At 66.5% G+C, this 16,290-nt stretch carries 17 protein-coding genes and 2 tRNA genes; 5 read left to right on the top strand and 14 right to left on the bottom strand.

What is annotated here, in order from left to right:
* The first annotated feature begins 1 nt into the window (after position 1).
* Entirely contained in the window at positions 2–2,323 is a 2,322-nt protein-coding gene (locus tag RYM47_RS01285; RefSeq protein ID WP_315385598.1) for an ATP-binding protein, read from the top strand.
* Between the two features lies 1 nt (position 2,324).
* Here the strand turns inward: RYM47_RS01285 and bfr are convergent, their stop codons facing one another.
* The 4 genes from bfr to RYM47_RS01265 all read right to left on the bottom strand — a co-directional run bounded on the left by bfr (position 2,325) and on the right by RYM47_RS01265 (position 3,490).
* Positions 2,325–2,795, bottom strand: a complete 471-nt coding sequence (bfr, locus tag RYM47_RS01280) for a bacterioferritin (RefSeq protein ID WP_070209597.1) — start codon at positions 2,793–2,795, stop codon at positions 2,325–2,327.
* Between the two features lie 114 nt (positions 2,796–2,909).
* Positions 2,910–3,119, bottom strand: coding sequence for a bacterioferritin-associated ferredoxin (locus RYM47_RS01275; protein ID WP_313345311.1), 210 nt, complete (start codon positions 3,117–3,119; stop codon positions 2,910–2,912).
* A gap of 164 nt (positions 3,120–3,283) precedes the next feature.
* Positions 3,284–3,358 (bottom strand) — tRNA-Gln (locus tag RYM47_RS01270).
* Positions 3,359–3,413: 55 nt separating this feature from the next.
* A tRNA-Met gene (locus RYM47_RS01265) sits at positions 3,414–3,490 on the bottom strand.
* A gap of 121 nt (positions 3,491–3,611) precedes the next feature.
* Between RYM47_RS01265 and RYM47_RS01260 the strand changes: the two genes are divergently transcribed.
* Positions 3,612–4,247 (top strand): RNA pyrophosphohydrolase, encoded by a 636-nt coding sequence (locus RYM47_RS01260; RefSeq protein WP_315385531.1) that lies wholly within the window; start codon positions 3,612–3,614, stop codon positions 4,245–4,247.
* A 99-nt stretch (positions 4,248–4,346) separates the two neighbouring features.
* Here RYM47_RS01260 and rpsI read toward each other — a convergent pair whose 3' ends face one another.
* Together rpsI and rplM are read right to left on the bottom strand one after the other, a co-directional pair.
* Positions 4,347–4,739, bottom strand: a complete 393-nt coding sequence (rpsI, locus tag RYM47_RS01255) for a 30S ribosomal protein S9 (RefSeq protein WP_315385530.1) — start codon at positions 4,737–4,739, stop codon at positions 4,347–4,349.
* A gap of 2 nt (positions 4,740–4,741) precedes the next feature.
* Positions 4,742–5,170: a 50S ribosomal protein L13 gene (rplM, locus tag RYM47_RS01250; protein ID WP_017354548.1), complete on the bottom strand. Its 429-nt coding sequence runs from the start codon at positions 5,168–5,170 to the stop codon at positions 4,742–4,744.
* A 150-nt stretch (positions 5,171–5,320) separates the two neighbouring features.
* Between rplM and coq7 the strand changes: the two genes are divergently transcribed.
* Positions 5,321–5,965: a 2-polyprenyl-3-methyl-6-methoxy-1,4-benzoquinone monooxygenase gene (coq7, locus tag RYM47_RS01245; protein WP_315385529.1), complete on the top strand. Its 645-nt coding sequence runs from the start codon at positions 5,321–5,323 to the stop codon at positions 5,963–5,965.
* Between the two features lie 37 nt (positions 5,966–6,002).
* Here coq7 and RYM47_RS01240 read toward each other — a convergent pair whose 3' ends face one another.
* Complete coding sequence (locus RYM47_RS01240; protein WP_315385528.1) at positions 6,003–6,320, bottom strand: multidrug efflux SMR transporter; 318 nt, start codon at positions 6,318–6,320, stop codon at positions 6,003–6,005.
* Positions 6,321–6,490: 170 nt separating this feature from the next.
* Positions 6,491–7,285, bottom strand: a complete 795-nt coding sequence (gene speD / locus RYM47_RS01235) for an adenosylmethionine decarboxylase (protein ID WP_315385527.1) — start codon at positions 7,283–7,285, stop codon at positions 6,491–6,493.
* Between the two features lie 171 nt (positions 7,286–7,456).
* On the opposite strand from speD, the gene crp reads away from it, so the two are divergent.
* On the top strand, positions 7,457–8,122 hold the full coding sequence (crp, locus tag RYM47_RS01230; protein ID WP_315385526.1) for a cAMP-activated global transcriptional regulator CRP: 666 nt from the start codon (positions 7,457–7,459) through the stop codon (positions 8,120–8,122).
* Between the two features lie 77 nt (positions 8,123–8,199).
* Positions 8,200–8,958, top strand: coding sequence for a sulfite exporter TauE/SafE family protein (locus RYM47_RS01225; RefSeq protein WP_315385525.1), 759 nt, complete (start codon positions 8,200–8,202; stop codon positions 8,956–8,958).
* On the opposite strand, the gene RYM47_RS01220 is transcribed toward RYM47_RS01225, so the two are convergent.
* From RYM47_RS01220 to RYM47_RS01195, 6 genes are all read right to left on the bottom strand, one after another.
* Positions 8,955–9,671: a haloacid dehalogenase-like hydrolase gene (locus RYM47_RS01220; protein WP_315385523.1), complete on the bottom strand. Its 717-nt coding sequence runs from the start codon at positions 9,669–9,671 to the stop codon at positions 8,955–8,957. The genes RYM47_RS01225 and RYM47_RS01220 overlap by 4 nt on opposite strands.
* Positions 9,668–10,471, bottom strand: a complete 804-nt coding sequence (trpC, locus tag RYM47_RS01215) for an indole-3-glycerol phosphate synthase TrpC (RefSeq protein ID WP_315385521.1) — start codon at positions 10,469–10,471, stop codon at positions 9,668–9,670. Before trpC ends, RYM47_RS01220 begins: the two co-directional genes overlap by 4 nt.
* Before the next feature lie 63 nt (positions 10,472–10,534).
* Positions 10,535–11,572, bottom strand: coding sequence for an anthranilate phosphoribosyltransferase (trpD, locus tag RYM47_RS01210; protein WP_315385519.1), 1,038 nt, complete (start codon positions 11,570–11,572; stop codon positions 10,535–10,537).
* A complete protein-coding gene (locus tag RYM47_RS01205) occupies positions 11,569–12,156 on the bottom strand; it encodes an aminodeoxychorismate/anthranilate synthase component II (RefSeq protein ID WP_315385517.1) in 588 nt (195 codons plus the stop codon). The genes trpD and RYM47_RS01205 overlap by 4 nt, the downstream gene beginning before the upstream one ends.
* A gap of 13 nt (positions 12,157–12,169) precedes the next feature.
* The gene (trpE, locus tag RYM47_RS01200) at positions 12,170–13,645 is read right to left on the bottom strand and encodes an anthranilate synthase component I (protein WP_315385516.1); all 1,476 of its coding nucleotides are present in this window, start codon (positions 13,643–13,645) and stop codon (positions 12,170–12,172) included.
* 210 nt (positions 13,646–13,855) lie between these two features.
* Positions 13,856–16,240, bottom strand: a complete 2,385-nt coding sequence (locus RYM47_RS01195; protein WP_315385515.1) for an XVIPCD domain-containing protein — start codon at positions 16,238–16,240, stop codon at positions 13,856–13,858.
* Between the last annotated feature and the right edge of the window lie 50 nt (positions 16,241–16,290).

The following is a 16,290-nucleotide window of genomic DNA, read 5'->3' as shown; positions in this document are numbered from 1 at the left end:
GCTGGCGGCGATTGCCGCCGCGCTGGCGGCCACCGCCAGCGGGATGGCGCTGGCCGGCGCCAACGGACCGTGGCCGGCGATTGCCGCCGGTACTGCTGCAGCCGCCGTGATCGCGGCGCTGGTCGCGGTGGGCCGCTGGCGCGAGCTGCAGGCCCAGCTGGCGCAGGGGCAGCGGCGCAGCGAGGCGCTGGCCGGCGAGCGCGACCACCTGCAGCGTGCCGTGCAGCAACAGGACATGCTCGAGCGCGAACTGCTGCAGGCCAAACAGGCTGCCGAAGCGGCCGCGTTGGCCAAGGGCGAGTTCCTGGCCACCATGAGCCACGAGATCCGCACCCCGCTCAACGGCATCCTGCCGATGCTCGACCTGATCGCGCGCGGCCAGCTCGGTACCGACCAGCGCCAGATGCTGGCCACTGCCACGGTCAGCTCGCAGCAGCTGCTGCGGATCGTGGACGACATCCTCGATTACTCCCGTCTGGAGGCCAAGGGCCTGGACCTGGAGATCACCACCTTCAACCTGCGCGAGCTGCTCGAAGGGATCGTCCAGCTCATGCAGCGCAGTGCCGAGGCCAAGGGCCTGGCGGTCTCGCTGGAACTGGACCCGGCAGTGCGGCTGTCGGTGCGCGGCGACCCGGTGCGGTTGCGCCAGGTGCTGGGCAACCTGATGGTCAATGCGATCAAGTTCACCGAGCGCGGCCAGATCCGCCTGAAGGTCACCCGCCTCGGCGAGACCGGCAGCGAACACCAGCTGCGTTTCGAAGTGATCGACACCGGCATCGGCATCGACGGCACGCAGCAGGCACGGCTGTTCCAGTCCTTCAGCCAGGCCGACGCTTCGACCACGCGCATCTATGGTGGCACCGGCCTGGGCCTGGCGATCTGCAAGCGCATCATCGACCTGATGCACGGCCAGATCGGGGTGAGTTCGACGCCGCGCCACGGCGCCACGTTCTGGTTCGAAATCCCGCTGCTCAAGGTGGCCGGTGACCTGCCCGCCGTACCGGCCACCACCCGCGCGTTGCTGATCAGCGAAGACCCGCTGCTGGTGCAACGCCTGCAGCGCGTGCTGCAGCATCACGACATCCGCCTGCACACGGTGGACAGCGCCTCGGCCGCGCTGGATATCCTGCGCGCGCCAGTGCGCCCGGGGATCGAACCGGACCTGGTCTGGGTGATTGCCGATACGCATGCGCTGCGCCACGGTGCGACCGCGCTGCATCGCGCGGTCCTGCACGACGCCCGCACGCCAACCCCGCGCCTGCTGTGGCTGCAGGGCGACGAACCGCTGGCGGCCCTGCTGCGCGAGAACACCCAGACCCTGCCGCGCGACACCGACGAGACGCTGCTGCATGCGCTGCTGCGCCCCGCACAGGTCAGCGCGCGCCCGGCACCGCTGCTGGCCAGCGTCGAGCCGTACACCGGCCCGGTCGAAGCCCCGCAGCTCGGCCTGCGCCTGCTGCTGGTGGAAGACAACAGCACCAACCTGCTGGTCGCCCAGCGCCTGCTGCAGGTGCTGGGCTGCACCGTCACCACCGCCAACGACGGCGAGCAAGGCCTGGCGCAGCTGCAGCGTCAGACCTTCGACCTGGTGTTGATGGACTGCCAGATGCCGGTGCTGGACGGCTACAGCGCCACCCGCCGCTGGCGCGAGCAGGAAGCCGCGCAGGGCCGCACGCGCCTGCCGATCGTGGCGATGACCGCCAATGCCATGGCCGGTGACCGCGAGCGCTGCCTGCAGGCCGGCATGGACGACTACCTGTCCAAACCGGTCAACCGCGAATCGCTGCAGGCCTGCCTGCTGCGCTGGCAGTTCCGAATGGAAGACAACGCTGCCGACGCACGCAATGTGCGGGCGGCTGCGCCGTCGCCCGAGCCTGTTCCGAGTCCGCCGCCGCCGCCGCTGCCGCTGCCCCTGTCGCCAGTGATGGCGCCTGCGCTGCTGGACAGCAGCGACGAGCCCAGCCCCGCAGTGCTGGACGCGGAGGTGCTGGACGAGCTGCAGGAGGTGATCGGCGCGGAGATCGCGACCATCATCGGCGTGTTCCTGGAAGACACCCCGCCGCTGATCCGCCAGTTGCAGGATGCCTCGGTGGAGGCCGACCTGGAACGGCTGCGGGCGCTCGCGCACAGCCTGAAGTCGGCGAGTGCGAACGTGGGGGCGATGGCGCTCTCGGTAGCGGCGCGTCGGATTGAACACGACGCCCGCGCCGGCACGCTGGAGCGCCCGGCCGTGGCCGTGGCGCTGCTGATTGCCGAGTACGCGCGTGCGCGGCTGGCGCTGGCCGGCTACCAGGCCAGCGTGCGCGCCAGCGAGCTGCGCTGAATCACTCTTCCAGCTTGGTGAGCAGGTAGTTCGGCTCGCCGATGCGCTCGATCAGCTCCAGCTGGGTTTCCAGCCAGTCGATGTGCTCTTCCTCGTTGTCGAGGATCTTCACGAACAGCTGGCGGCTGACGTAGTCGGCAACCGAATCGGCATACGCCACCGCTTCGCGCAGGGTGACCACGCCTTCGCGTTCCAGCGCCAGGTCGCACTGCAGGATCTCGGTGGGGTTCTCGCCGATGCGCAGCTTGCCCAGCGCCTGGAAGTTCGGCAGGCCTTCAAGGAACAGGATGCGATCGGAGAGCACGTCCGCGTGCTTCATCTCCTCGATCGATTCCTTGTACTCGTGCTCGGACAGTTCCTTCAGACCCCAGTTCTTCAGCATCTTGGCGTGCAGGAAGTACTGGTTGATCGCGGTCAGCTCGTTGTAGAGGACCTTGTTGAGGAATTCGATGACCTTGGCGTCGCCCTTCATGACCGTGCTCCTGCAGCGTGAAAACGCGGGCACTGTAGCGCGTCCCCGAAAACAATGAGGGAACGCGAATCATGATCGCTATCGCTTTTCGGCGGGATGTGGGTCCGGGTATCGTCAGGCAACCTGGGCCAGACCCAGCACGGGCAACGGCAGGTCATGGGTGTTACGGGCCTTGGCCAGCAGGTCGGCGGCCATGTCCAGGCAGGAGCCGCAGGTGGCGCCGCAGCCGGTGCGCATGGTCAGCTCGGACACGCTGGCGACACCGCTCAGGGCGGCTTCGCGGATCTGGTGGTCGGTAACCCCGTTGCAGATGCAGACGTACACGTTCGAACTCGGCTGGCAGACAGGCCGGAATCGGCCTTTGGCTATTCCAATCGAAACGCGAATGGTTGTCAATTCCGCACATGAACCATTCTCGATACGGTTCAGCCGGCCCGTTCAGGCGCAAAAAAAAAAGACCGATCTTTCGATCGGTCTTTTTTCGTATTTGGCTGCCCCGGATGGATTCGAACCACCGAATGCCTGAGTCAGAGTCAGGTGCCTTACCGCTTGGCGACGGGGCAAAACGTGCAACTATTTTCTCACTTTTCACACTGAAAAACAACTTGATTTTCAGTGTGGTGGCTATGGGTGGACTCGAACCACCGACCCCAGCATTATGAGTGCTGTGCTCTAACCGGCTGAGCTACATAGCCTTGGTGAGCCCGCTATTCTGCGGATGTGTATCGACCCTGTCAACACTTTTGTGTCGTGCTTGTGGGCCGACAGAGGGCATGGGATAGTCCTGACCAGTAGATTTTCTTAGGAGTCCGCATCGTGATCGATCCGGACGGCTATCGACCGAACGTCGGCATTGTGCTGATGCGGCAGGACGGCCAGGTGTTCTGGGCACGACGTGTGCGCCGGGACGGCTGGCAGTTCCCGCAGGGTGGCATGAACACCGACGAGACGCCTGTCGAAGCCATGTATCGCGAGTTGCATGAAGAAACCGGCCTGTTGCCTGAGCACGTGGAAGTGCTGGGGGCGACGCCGGGCTGGCTGCGCTATCGGCTGCCGGCCCGGGCCATCCGCCGCAACGAGAAGCAGGTCTGCATCGGCCAGAAGCAGGTCTGGTTCCTGCTGCGCCTGTCCGGCGACGAATCGCACGTGAAACTGGACCACACCGACAGCCCCGAGTTCGACCAGTGGCGCTGGGTCGACTTCTGGTACCCGGTGGAACACGTGGTGATGTTCAAGCGCGGCGTCTATGCGCGCGCGTTGCGCCACCTGGCACCACTGGCCCGCGGCGTGGCCGGTACCGGCGTGGATTCGATGCCCAGGTCTGCACAGGAAGCCTGGATGCCCGGCAATGCGGCCGGGCACGATCGACCGCGCAAGCGCGCGCCCGCACCCAAGCGGGGTGGCGGCTATTGGCCGCGCAGCAAGGCCAAGGGCGAACCGGGCGCGACCTGAGCCCGGTTGGTCGCACTGAAACGACAAAAGCCCGGCCGAAGCCGGGCTTTTGCTTCCTCCCAGCGGGATCCCGAAGGATCCCACGCCAGGCGCGATGGATCAGCGCTTGGAGAACTGGGTGGCGCGACGTGCCTTGTGCAGGCCGACCTTCTTACGCTCGACTTCACGGGCGTCACGGGTCATGAAGCCGGCCTTGCGCAGCTCGGACTTCAGGGTTTCGTCGTACTCGACCAGAGCACGGGCGATGCCCAGACGGATCGCACCGGCCTGGCCGGTGGTGCCGCCGCCAGCGGCGGTGACCATGACGTCGAACGATTCGGTGTTCTTGGTCAGTTCCAGCGGCTGACGCACGATCATGCGTGCGGTCTCACGGCCAAAGAACTCGTCCAGCGGACGACCGTTGACGGTGATGTTGCCGGCGCCCTTGCGCAGGAACACGCGGGCGGTGGAGGACTTGCGGCGGCCGGTGCCGTAGTTTTGAGTGATAGCCATGATTAGATATCCAGAACCTGGGGCTGCTGAGCGGCGTGCGGGTGCTCGGAACCCGAGTACACCTTGAGCTTGCGGTACATGGCGCGGCCCAGCGGGCCCTTCGGCAGCATGCCCTTGACGGCGGTTTCGATGACGCGTTCCGGGTGGCGCTCGAGCGCCTGGGCCAGGGTTTCGGTCTTCAGGTTGCCGATATAGCCAGTGAAGCGGTGGTACAGCTTGTCCTGCAGCTTGTTGCCAGTGACGGCAATCTTTTCTGCATTGATGACAACGAGGTAATCACCGGTATCAACGTGGGGGGTGTAGACCGGCTTGTGCTTGCCGCGCAGACGGCGGGCCAGCTCGGTGGACAGACGGCCCAGCGTCTTGCCGGAGGCGTCGACGAGATACCAGTCGCGCTGGACGGTCTCGGACTTTGCAGTGAAAGTGCTCATGAAAGAACTCAGGTAGGTCGGGCTCATTGCGGCCATGGAGCGGCCGGAACTCTGCCACGCGTTGTGAAGAGGCGGGATTGTACCGGGCCTCCTGCCGACATGCAAATGGGCGAGAATGGGACCTCCCCCGCCGCCGCGATGCCTGCCCGCATGACCGCGAACCGCCAGATCACCCCGCTCGACCACCTGCTGACCGAGGCCCAGCGCGCCCTGGACACGGTGTTCGGCAACCCGCCGGCCAGCCGGCCCTATCCGGCGGAAGCCACCGATGAGGCCCCGATGGCCCGCACCGAGCGCCGCCATGCGGCCGGGCTGATGCGGATCAACCACGTGGGCGAGGTCTGCGCCCAGGGCCTGTACTTCGGCCAGGCCGCCGTGGCGCAGGAGCCGCAGACCCGCGCCCACCTGCTCGAGGCGGCCCAGGAAGAGACCGACCACCTGGCCTGGTGCGCGCAGCGCCTGCGCGAGCTGGACAGCCGGCCCAGCCTGTTCAACCCGATCTGGTATGCGGGCAGCTACACCATCGGCACCCTGGCCGGCCTGCGCGGAGACGGCTGGAACCTCGGCTTCGTGGTCGAAACCGAGCGCCAGGTGGAAGCCCATCTGGACGAACACCTCGACACCCTGCCCCCGGCCGACCAGCGCAGCCGCGAGATCCTCAAGGTGATGAAGATCGATGAAGCCCGCCATGCCGACCACGCCGAGCATGCCGGCGCGCGCAAGCTGCCGTTCCCGATCCCGGGCGTGATGGCGCTGGCCTCCAAGGCCATGAAGACCATCGCGTACCGGTTGTAGCGCGCGATGTAGAGCCGGGCTCTGCCCGGCTCGACGGTCAACCGGAAACCAGCTTCAAACCGATGACGCCGGCCACGATCAGGCCGATGCACGCCAACCGCGGCGCCGACGCGCTGTCGCCGAACAGGAAGATGCCCAGGATCGCCACGCCGAGCGCGCCGATGCCGGTCCAGATCGCATAGCCGGTGCCCACGGGGATGGTGCGCAGGGCCTGGGTGAGCAGGTAAAGGCTGATGCCTGCAGAGATGATGGTGGCCACGGTCGGCCAGGGCTTGCTGAAGCCGTCGCTGTATTTCAGGCCAAGGGCGAAGCCGATTTCGAACAGGCCAGCGAGCAGCAGGTAGATCCAGGGCATGGGGAGTGCCTCCTAAACAAAAACAAAACGGCCCGGTGTCTTCACACCGGACCGTCGTCGGTAGCTTGCCGTGGAACAACAACTCTGCGCAAAACAGATGTTCCACAGGGCGGGACGTCCCGCCTTGTGCAGCACCGCCCGGGCCAGGCCCAGGCGGGTGTCGCGGTGTATTACTCGGACAGGTTGCGCCCGTGGAACAGCTCTTCGATCTCACGCTTGAGCAGCGCTTCGATCTTCATGCGCTCCTTGAACGAGATGTTCTTGGCCTTCTCTTCGAACAGGTACTGGTCCAGGTCGAAGTCCTTCAGGTGCATCTTCGTGTGGAAGATGTTTTCCTGGTACACGTTGACGTCGAACATCTCGTAACGCGACTTGATGTTCTTGGCCAGGAAGTTCTGGATCGAGTTGATCTTGTGATCGATGTAGTGCTTCTTGCCCTTCACATCGCGGGTGAAGCCACGGACGCGGTAGTCCATGATCACGATGTCCGACTCGAGGCTTTCGATCAGGTAGTTCAACGCCTTCAACGGCGAAATGACGCCGCAGGTGGCCACGTCGATGTCGGCGCGGAAGGTGGCGATACCTTCCTGCGGGTGCGTTTCCGGATAGGTGTGCACGGTGATGTGCGACTTGTCCATGTGCGCGACCACGGCGTCGGAGATCAGCTCCTTGCCGGCCTGCTTCTTGTCGATCACCGGTTCTTCGGAGATCAGGATGGTCACCGAGGCACCCTGCGGGTCGTAGTCCTGGCGGGCCACGTTCAGGATGTTGGCGCCGATGATCTCGGCGACATCGGTCAAGATTTGAGTCAGCCTGTCGGCGTTGTACTCTTCATCGATGTATTCAATGTAACGCTGACGCTCCTCTTCGGTGCGCGCGTAACACACGTCATAGATGTTGAAGCTCAGCGCCTTGGTGAGGTTGTTGAAACCCTGCAACCTCAGGCGAGGCAACGGCTTGACCACGGCGGTCGATCCTGTGTGTGGTGGGAAAGGAACAATTATGGGGCAAACTGATCGAGGGCGAAACTTGCATTGAAACAAGTTGCTGTGTTGGGGTTTGCCCTTCACAACCCTGATCGTTAAGCTCGCGGCACATAGCCGTGAATTGTTCATGAGCAAAGGGAGCGCCTCAACGTGTCATCTGTGCGCCTTGCCACGAGTCCATTGGCCCTGGACATCGCCACCATAGATCGCTTTCTGGCCCACAGCCACCGACGCCGCTACCCAGGCCGCACCGATGTTTTCCGTCCCGGAGACCCCGCCGGGACCCTGTACTACGTCATCAGCGGTTCCGTTTCCATAATTGCTGAAGAAGATGACGATCGTGAGCTGGTGCTGGGCTACTTCGGCTCGGGCGAGTTCGTGGGCGAGATGGGCCTGTTCGTGGAAACCGAGCGCCGCGAGGTGATCCTGCGCACCCGCACCCCGTGCGAGCTGGCCGAGATCAGCTACGAGCGGTTGCACCAGCTGTTCCTGGGGCCGCTCTCCACCGACGCCCCGCGCCTGCTCTACGCGCTGGGCCAGCAGGTCTCCAAGCGCCTGCTGGACACCAGCCGCAAGGCCAGCCGGCTGGCCTTCCTGGACGTCACCGACCGCATCGTGCGCACCCTGCATGACCTGGCCCGTGAGCCCGAAGCCATGAGCCACCCGCAGGGCACCCAGCTGCGCGTGTCCCGCCAGGAGCTGGCGCGGCTGGTGGGGTGTTCGCGTGAAATGGCCGGGCGGGTGCTCAAGAAGCTGCAGAGCGACGGGCTGCTGCACGCCCGCGGCAAGACCGTTGTCCTGTACGGGACGCGCTGATTCCGGTTGCCGGCCCACGGCCGGCCGCATGGCAGGGCATGACAGCGCCCTTCACGGGGTGCCGGTAGGCTGAATGCATGGCACCCGGCAGCGAATTCTACTGGTTCATCCTGATCGGCCTCGGCGCGCAGCTGGTCGACGGCGCGCTGGGGATGGCGTTCGGGCTGGTGTCCTCGTCGGTGATGCTCAGCATGGGCATCCCGCCGGCGGCGGTCAGCGCAAGCGTGCATACCGCCGAGGTGTTCACGACAGGCGCCTCCGGTGTGTCGCACCTGGTGGCGGGCAACGTGGACAAGCGGCTGTTCCTGCGCCTGGCGTTGCCGGGCGCGGTCGGCGGCGTGGTCGGCGCCTACGTACTGACCCAGCTGCCTGGTGAGGCGATACGCCCCTTCATCTATGGCTACCTGCTGGTGCTTGCGGTGTTCATCCTGCTGCGCGCGGCCGGGCGGCTGGTGCCGCGCCAGGAAGTGAAGCGGGTGCCTGTGCTGGGCTTCTTCGCCGGGCTGCTGGACGCCAGCGGCGGCGGCGGCTGGGGTCCGGTCGCCACCTCCACCCTGCTCGCCCGCGGCGGTCAGGCGCGCACCACCATCGGCACGGTCAATGCCGCCGAGTTCGTGGTGACCCTGGCGGTGTCGATCACGTTCCTGCTGTCGATGGGCCTGCAGTACCTGAACATCGTGGCCGGCCTGCTGATCGGCGGCATGATGGCCGCCCCGCTGGCGGCCGTGCTGGTGAAGCGGGTCAAGGAGCGCTGGGTGCTGGTCGCCGTGGGCGTGCTGGTGCTGTCGATCAGCCTGTTCCAGATCGGCCATGCCTTGAAAGGGTGGTTGGGTTAACCCCGGTCGCCACCGCGATCCACGCAACCCCAGTTGAGGATGCGGGTGCCGGGCTTGAGCACCTGGCGGAAGTACGCGACCTTGGACACCTTCGGGTTCACCACCACCGGCTCTTTCGCGGCCAGCAGCAGCGGCAGGTCGGCGGTGCTGTCCGAATAGGCCACGTCGATGTCGCCGTAGCCACGCTCGCGCAGCATGCGCATCTTCTCTTCGTTGTGGCAGTGCCGGGTGGCGCCAACGGCGCCCAGGCGCGGCCCCACTTCGCTGCCGATCACCGGCACGCCCTGGTGGGCGACGAAGGCCAGGATCGCGCGGGCCAGCTCAGGCGGTGCGCCGGTCGCCACCACCACGCGGTCGCCCTTGGCACGATGTTCGGCGAACACCTGCAGCGCCTGCGGCAGCAGCTTGGCGCGCAGCTGGGCCTCATGCTTGAGCACGTAGGCGTCGATCACGCGATTGAATTCACGCGCACGGTGCAGGCCGAAGGTGGCGATCCATACATAGACCGAAATGCCGGTACGGCGCGTGGGCAGCATCGCCACCAGCGGCCCGGCGACCGGCGTCACCAGCAGTGCGGCCAGCAGCCGCAGCGGATTGCGCTTGATCAGCGAGGCGAACAGATGGCTGCCGGAGTCGCCGTCGTACAGGGTGTGGTCGAAGTCGAAGACCACCAGCGGCGCGTCGTCATGCGGAGTCGGGTAGTTCGCTGTCATGCGCTGAAGAATAGCTGACGCAGGCCCTCGCCGGGCTCTTCGACCCGCATGAAGGCCTCGCCGACCAGGAAGGCATGCACCCCGGCGTTGCGCATCAGGGTCACGTCGTCGACCCCGAGGATGCCGCTTTCGGTCACCAGCAGGCGGTCGCGCGGCACCGCCTGGCGCATCTCCAGGGTGGTCTGCAGCGACACCTCGAAGGTGCGCAGGTTGCGGTTGTTGATGCCGATCAGCGGCACCGGCACCTGGATGGCACGCTCCAGTTCGTCGATATCGTGCACTTCCACCAGCACGTCCATGCCCAGCTGCATCGCCAGGTCCGACAGCTCGGCCAGCTGTCGGTCCTCCAGCGCAGCCACGATCAGCAGGATGCAGTCGGCACCGAGCACGCGCGCTTCGACCACCTGGTAGGCGTCGATCACGAAATCCTTGCGCAGCACCGGCAGCGTGCATGCGTCGCGCGCCTGCTGGAGGTAGGCGTCGTCGCCCTGGAAGAAGTCCACGTCGGTCAGTACCGACAGGCAGCTGGCGCCACCGAACTCATAGCTCACCGCGATGTCGGCCGGGTGGAAGTCCGGGCGGATCACGCCCTTGGAAGGGCTGGCCTTCTTCACTTCCGCGATCACCGCCGGATTGCCGGCCGCGATCGAGGCGCGCAGCGCATCGGCGAAGCCACGCACCGGCGGCGCCGCAGCCAGGCGCGCCTGCAGTGCTTCCAGCGGAACCCGGGCACGGCGCTCGGCCACTTCAACGGCCTTGCGGGCCAGGATGGTCTCGAGGATGTCGCTCTTGTCGCTCATGTCGTTCGGGGTCCTTCAGGCCGGCCATTATCGGCCAGCCACGGGTGCTGCGTGAAGGCGGGCTCAGCCCGCCGTGCGGATGCGCCGGGTGGCGTCCACGTAGTCATGCATGCGCTGGCGGGCGCTGCCGTCGGCAATGGCGGCGCGGGCGCGGGCCAGGCCGTCGGCAATGCTGCTGGCCACGCCCGCCACGTACAGCGCCGCGCCGGCGTTGAGCGCCACGATGTCCAGCGCCGGGCCGGGTTGGTTGTCGAGCACCCCCCGCAGCATCGCAATGGATTCTTCCGGCCCACTCACCTTGAGGTTTCGGCTGGCCGACATGGCAATGCCGAAATCTTCCGGGTGGATCTCGTACTCGCGAACCTTGCCGTCGCGCAGTTCGCCGACCAGCGTGCCAGCGCCCAGCGAGATCTCGTCCATGTTGTCGCGGCCCCACACCACCATGGCACGCTCGGCGCCCAGCTCGCGCAGCACGCGCGCCTGGATGCCGACCAGGTCTGGATGGAACACGCCCATCAGCACGTTGGTGGCACCGACCGGATTGGTCAGCGGGCCCAGGATATTGAAGATGGTGCGCACGCCCATCTCGCGGCGGACCGGCGCCACCACCTTCATCGCCGGGTGGTGCATCGGCGCGAACATGAAGCCGATGCCGGTCTCTGCAATCGCGCGGGCAACCTGTTCCGGCTGCAGTTCGATCGCCGCGCCCAATGCTTCAACCGCGTCGGCGCTGCCGGACTTGGACGACACGCTGCGGTTGCCGTGCTTGGCGACCCGCGCACCGGCCGCGGCGACCACGAACATGGCGCAGGTGGAAATGTTGAAGGTGTGCGAGCCATCGCCGCCGGTACCGACGATGTCGATCAGGTGCGACTTGTCCTGCACCGGTACTGCCAGGGCCAGCTCACGCATCACAGTGGCCGCCCCGGCAATCTCGCCGACCGTTTCCTTCTTGACCCGCAGGCCGGTGAGGATCGCCGCGGTCATCACCGGCGAGACCTCGCCGCGCATCACCTGGCGCATCAGGTCGACCATTTCGTCGAAGAAGATTTCGCGATGTTCGATGGTCCGCTGCAACGCTTCGTGGGGGGTGAAGGTCATGCGCGGGTTCCTTGCAGGAAGTTCTTCAGCAGGGCGTGGCCGTGCTCGGTCAGGATCGACTCGGGGTGGAACTGCACGCCTTCGACCGGGAACTCGCGATGGCGCAGGCCCATGATTTCTTCCATGGAACCGTCGTCGTTCTCGGTCCATGCGGTCACTTCCAGGCACGCCGGCAGCGTCGTCTTGTCCACCACCAGCGAGTGGTAACGGGTGGCCTGGTAGCGGTCCGGCAGGCCGGCGAACACGCCCTTGCCTTCATGCCGGATCGGCGAGGTCTTGCCATGCATGATGGTGCCGGCACGGATCACGTCGCCGCCATAGACCTGGCCGATGCCCTGGTGGCCCAGGCATACGCCGAGGATCGGCGTGGTCGGCCCGAGCCGCTGGATCAGCTCCAGCGACACGCCCGCTTCATTGGGCGTGCACGGGCCGGGCGAGATGACGATGCGCTCAGGCTTCTGCGCGGCAATCTCGTCCACGCTCATCGCATCGTTGCGCACCACCTTCACCTCGGCACCCAGCGTCTGCAGGTACTGCACGAGGTTGTAGGTGAAGCTGTCGTAGTTGTCGATCATCCACAACATCGGAATTTCCTGGTCAGAGGCCCTTGGCGGCCTGGGCTACAGCGCGGAACAGGGCGCGGCCCTTGTTCATGGTCTCGTCCCATTCCTTGCCCGGGTCCGAGTCGTAGACGATGCCGGCGCCGGCCTGCACGTGCAGGCGGCCGTCCTTGATCACCGCGGTGCGGATCGCGATGGCGGTGTCGGCGTCGCCATGCCAGCCGATGTAGCCAATGCTGCCGGCGTACACGTTGCGCTTGATCGGCTCCAGCTCGCGGATCACTTCGAGCGCGCGGATCTTCGGCGCGCCGCTGACGGTGCCGGCCGGGAAGGTGGCGCGCAGCACGTCGGCATAACTCAGGCCCGGCTGCAGCTGCCCGGTGACTTCGCTGACGATGTGCATGACGTGGCTGTAGCGTTCGATCACGAACTGCTCGCCCACCTCCACCGTGCCCGCCTTTGAAACGCGGCCGGCATCATTGCGGCCGAGATCGATCAGCATCAGGTGCTCGGCGCGTTCCTTCGGGTCGGCCAGCAGCTCGGCTTCGAGTGCGTTGTCTTCTTCCACCGTGGCGCCACGCGGACGGGTGCCGGCGATCGGGCGCACGGTGACTTCACCGTCCTGCAGGCGCACCAGGATTTCCGGCGAGGAGCCGACCACCTGCACCTCGCCGGTGTCGAGGAAATACATGTACGGCGACGGGTTGAGCGCACGCAGCGCGCGGTACACATCCACCGGGCGCGCCTTGAACGGCACGCTCAGGCGCTGGCTGAGCACCACCTGGAAGATGTCGCCGGCACGGATGTACTCCTTGGACTTGTCCACCGCGGCAATGAAGCCTTCGCGGGTGAAGCCGGAAACGAAGTCGTTTTCGTCCAGCACGTCGCGGGTGATCGGCGCCGGATAGCCCGCACCCGGCGCGCGCAGCTTGGCCACCAGCGTGTCCAGGCGCGCCTGCGCGTCGTCCCATGCGCCGGGCTGGCCGGGGTCGGCGTGCACGATCAGGTACAGGCGGCCCTTGAGGTTGTCGAACACCGCCAGGTCTTCGGAATGCAGCAGCAGGATGTCCGGGGTGCCCAGCTCGTCGCGACCGCGCGGCGGGGCCAGGCGCGGTTCGATGTAGCCGATGCACTCGAACCCGAACCAGCCGACCAGGCCGCCGGTGAAGCCCGGCAGCCCCGCCAGCTTCGGCACCGAATGGGCGCTGCGCAGCGCCTCGACCTCGGTGAACGGGTCGGCCACTTCGCGGGTTTCGACCACCTGGCCGGCTTCGCTGACGGTCAAGGTGTGCCCATGGAACGCATACACGCGCCGCGCCGGCAGGCCGATGATGGAGTAGCGCCCGAAGCGCTCGCCGCCTTCGACCGATTCGAACAGATAGGTGTGCGGGCCGTCGGCGAGCTTCAGATAGACCGAAAGCGGCGTGTCCAGGTCGGACAGCACTTCGCGGACGACGGGGATGCGGGTGTGGCCTTCAGCGGCCTGCTGCTGGAACTGCTCGAGCGTGATCAAGACGACTTTCCTTCCGGGAAACGGCGGTGGCGGGACGGACGACGGCAACAGGCCACCATCGCCACCAACGGCGAGCGGAAGAAAGGGTATGCGGGGTCGTCAGAATGGACACCCGGGGACTGTACCGCATTGGCGGTGCCGGATGGAACCCGCCCGTGCAGGGCAAACCCGGCCCTGCAGGCGGTTCAGCCGCCAACAGGGCCAGAGGCGTCAGCCGATGCGGCGCGCGGCCTGCTGCTCCTGCTCGCGCTGTTCGGCACCCAGGTCGGCGACCAGCGCCGGGGCCGCCACGGTGCGCTCCTGCTGGCGGTTGACCTCGGCCACCTGCTCGGTGCTCACGCTGAGCGGCTGCTGGCGGCCGGCCGCCACGTCCACCTGGGCGAACTGTCGATGTACCGAGGCCAGGTCCTGGGTATCGACGGCGAAGACGCGGGTGCGGTCTTCGCTGAGTACCACCCGCTCAATCCGCTCCAGGCCTTCCTGCGTGGCCTTGGCCGCCAGCGCACCGGCCAGCTGATCGCTCTGCAGGTCGGGCACACGATTGTGGGCCGCGTCGATGCCATGTATCCCGGACTGCGCACCCTGGAACATGTGGTACTGCCTGTGGCCGGGATCGTTGATGCCGACCACCAGCGTGGAGGGTTCGGCGGCGATGGCCGCGTGCTTCTCCGCCGGGTGCTGGATGCGTTCGTGCTGTTCCAGCAGCGTGCGCGCGTGCGCCTCCTGCTTGATGAGCTCGGCGTCCAGGCTGGGAATGACGGTTTCCTTCATCCCGTGGCGCTGCACGGCCTCGCCAAACGCCGGCCCGATGCTGTCTACCAACCGTTTGGTTTCAACGATGTTGCCGATGTTCTGTGGCGTCAGCGCCGTGGGCACGTAGGTAGCGGCCGCGCCGCGTAGGCCCGCGACGGCCCCACCCACCGAGGCGAACACCGCCGGTGCCTGCGCCGTGGTGTTCCTGATGTGGTGCGCCGCAATGTCATAGCCCTGGTCGACATAGGCGCCGGCCGTCGCGTACCCGTTCTGCAGCTTGCCGGCGACCCACTGGCCGTTCCGGTCGATGTTGTCGGCAGTGCGCTGGCCCGCGGCGCGCGCGGCATCGGCGTCTTCTAGGGCGTCACGGCTGGCGGCGGTGGCACGCGCCTGGCCTGCCGCGTGCACGGCATCGGCGCGGCTGTCGAGATCCTTGGCAGTGCTCTCAAACCCCAGCTTGCCGGCGCCCCATGAGGCCACAGACAGAACGCCCGACTGCGCGCGCGATTCCACGCGATGTGCCGTGGACGCGATCATCCCGGTCAGCTCGCGGCCCTCCGCATACACCGTGGTGGTGGCTTTGGTGCCCACCTGCAGCGTGGCCGAGCCCATGTCGACCACCCGGCCAACCACCATGCCCTGCGCCCGGGCCACCTGCTCCACGGCGTCGCCGGTGCGGTCAAGGACGTGGGCTGCGGTTGCGCCGCCCTTCTCCACCACTTCGCCCACCACCCGCCCGTTGTGCATTCCATGCGCGGCCGAGTGCAGCACCTTGGACAACGGGCCGGCCAGCTCGGCCACCTGGCTGGGCGCGTCGGTACGCGCGCGATCCACCAGTCGGTCCTGGGCGTCGTAGGTCTTCGGATCGAGCACCAGTTCCATCCGCCCCGCCGCCACCGGGATGTCGCGAAGGGCCTCGTAGCCCGGCTTGGTAGCCAGCTGTTCGACGAACTGCGCGGCTGCGGTCTGCGCACCGGGCGGCAGCATCTCGCGCATCTTCTCGGCCACCTTGGCCTGCATCAGCGGTTCGCGCATCAGCATGCTGGCTTCGTTCGCCAGCAGTCCGTAGGCGTGGCGCTGCTGTTCGTTGAGGCGCTGCATCCCGTTCTGCACATCGTTGAGCACCTCACCGCTAGTCTGGTAGGTGTGCACGGTCTGCTGCGGATTGAAGGCGGGCAGACCGTTGTCCTTGGCGTAGCGTGAAGCGGTATCCGGATGCAGGCCAGCCGCATTGAAAGTGGTCGCACGCGCGCCGGTCACGGCCGAGGCCGCAGAGGCCATGCCGCCGCCGAGGGAGTGGCCTGCGATTTCGAAACCCTCTGGAATCTCACGATTGATGGTCACTGCGAGCCGCATCGCGCGATCGTAGTAGTCACTACGCATACCGATGCCCTGCTGCCCGTTGTTGAGGAAGTCTTCGCCGCCAGACTCGCGTCGCCCTCCCGGTGCAGACGGGTCGATGATTTCGCCCGTCGAGCCCTTATAGACCACGACCGGCTTCGCCCCCTCACCGAGCACGGACTTGTCGGGCAGGTAGATCTCTGCACGGAACCCGGACTGCAATGGCTGCAAGAGGTCACGGATTTCATCGTCTTCCAGGTTGATACCCGCGGCGCGCAGCGCGGCGGGATCCTCGCTGGCACGCGACCAGCCCACCGGCGGTGCACCGTCGCCTTTTGCGGAAAGGTAGACGTCGGCGGCGAGCCCAGACATCTCTCGTGCGTGATACGTCTCCTGAAGTCGATCTGCCTCGGTGTCATTGCCGCTGTCGCGCAGCTGCTGAACGAGGAGAAGGTTCTGCTGGACGGCGCGGGCACGCGCCTGGAATTCGGGACCACTCATGGCAAGCTCCATTGCACAGTGAAGGCGCGCGATCCCCCCGAGCCGCGCCG

Source organism: uncultured Stenotrophomonas sp. (assembly GCF_963519125.1).
Taxonomy (GTDB): domain Bacteria; phylum Pseudomonadota; class Gammaproteobacteria; order Xanthomonadales; family Xanthomonadaceae; genus Stenotrophomonas.
Note: the sequence above shows the minus strand (reverse complement) of the source record. Positions and strands in the feature narration are given on the sequence as shown.